The 1,699-nt window shown below is 61.8% G+C and carries 2 protein-coding genes; both read right to left on the reverse strand.

Annotated features, from left to right (window positions below):
- Positions 1–312: 312 nt before the first annotated feature.
- Complete coding sequence (locus ACYVDE_RS21975; protein WP_460503676.1) at positions 313–1,233, reverse strand: helix-turn-helix domain-containing protein; 921 nt, start codon at positions 1,231–1,233, stop codon at positions 313–315.
- Between the two features lie 92 nt (positions 1,234–1,325).
- On the reverse strand, positions 1,326–1,699 hold a 374-nt coding region (locus ACYVDE_RS21980), incomplete at its 5' end, for an alpha/beta hydrolase family protein (RefSeq protein ID WP_460503677.1).

Below are 1,699 nucleotides of genomic sequence, written 5' to 3' on the forward strand. Positions count from 1 at the left end.
AGCGTGCAGCAGGCTTATCTGAAGCAGGTGCTCGACAACGTGCTGGCCGGCCGGCCCGCCGGCGTGGCCGACAAGCGCGCCGCCGGCTGCCTGATTAAGCGGTAAGCGGCTGTCGTTGCTGGCAATCGGCTGCCTTTGCGAGCGAAGCGCGGCAATCCGCCCCGTCAAATGTGAACAGCCCTGCGATGGGACAAAGCCCTTTTTACGATAGAAAGCCTCAATACTGCGCAGTACTGGGGCTTTCTGGTAAAAGGAAGTGTTTGATATTGACAGGACGGATTGCCGCGCTTCGCTCGCAATGACAGGCAACCCTTACTGCGCCGAAAACCGAAAAGCCGCCGGCGTAAGCCCGGTTTTGCTTTTGAACAGGCGCGTGAAATACTGCGGGTACTCGAACCCCAGCCGAAACGCGGTTTCGTTGATGGTGAGCGAGGTAGTGAGCAGCAAGCGCTTGGCTTTCTCGATAAGGGCCTGATGGAGGTGCTGCTGGGTGGTGAGGCCGGTGAGCGTGCGCAGCATGTCGCTGAGGTAGGCGGGCGACACGTGCAGCGCATCGGCGAAGTGTTGCACGGTGGGCAGGGCCTGCTCCTGCTCGGCGGCGGAATAGTTTGTCAGCAGGACCTCGAAGCGGCTGAGCAGGTCGTGCTCGACGGTGCGGCGGGTGAGGAACTGGCGGTGATAGAAGCGGTTGGCGTAGTTGAGCAGCACGTCGAGCTGCGAGACCAGCACGTCCTGGCTGAAGGCATCGATGGGGCGCTCGTATTCGGCCCGAATGTTCACCAGCAGCGCGTCTAGGGCCGCTTCTTCCTGGGCCGAAAGGTGCAGCGCCTCGTGCACGGCGTAAGAGAAGAAGCCGTAACTCCCGATTTTCTGGCCCAACGGGTACTTGCGCAGCAGGTCGGGATGGAACAGCACCATCCAGCCGCTGAGTTGCGAAATATCGAGCGTGGCATCAACGGTAAACACCTGCCCAGGGGCCTGGAAGCCCATCACGCCCTCGCCAAAATCGTAGGCTTGGTGGCCGTAGCGCACTTTGCCCTTCAGGTTTTTCTTCACCCACACGCTGTAGAAGTGCTGCACCACCGTGGTCACCTGGTCAGGCAATACATTGCCGCGGGCATGTTCCAAGTCGATGACGGTGAGCAGTGGGTGCGCCGGCGCGGGCAGCCCGCAGAAGCGGACGTAATCCGTCACGGTTTCCAGAGCGCGGATTTTGGCGGGCGGCGGTTTCATGAGGAAGGCATTTGGAAATTTTGAGCCTGTTCGGCAACTACAATTAGACCGTCATGCAGGGCGCCGCGAAGCATGACCTCTGATTACCGTCGCTATCCCGCCCCCGCAAGCGCCAGCTGCTGCTGCAGAAACCACAAAATCTCGGCCTGCAACTCTGGTTGAAACCGGGACCGGTCGAACCCGGGCGGGTCTTGCGAGGGCGGAAAACCAGGCCCCGTGCGCTCGGGCGGAAAGGGGCTGAAGAACGAATAATGGCCGGCATTTTCAACGACGCGGTACGTTACCTGGTCGCGGTCGGCTACTCCGTTGAGCACGATTTGGGCGTGGAAGTCGGGAGTCCATTCGTCCTTTTCGCCCGTCAGCAGCAGGATGGGCACCCGCACTTGGCTCAGCGCCCGTGCCGCCCGGTACCACACGGTGGCCGGGGCCAGCAGCACCAGCGCCCGCACTCGCGCATCGGCCGCCA

The organism is Hymenobacter agri (assembly GCF_054778495.1).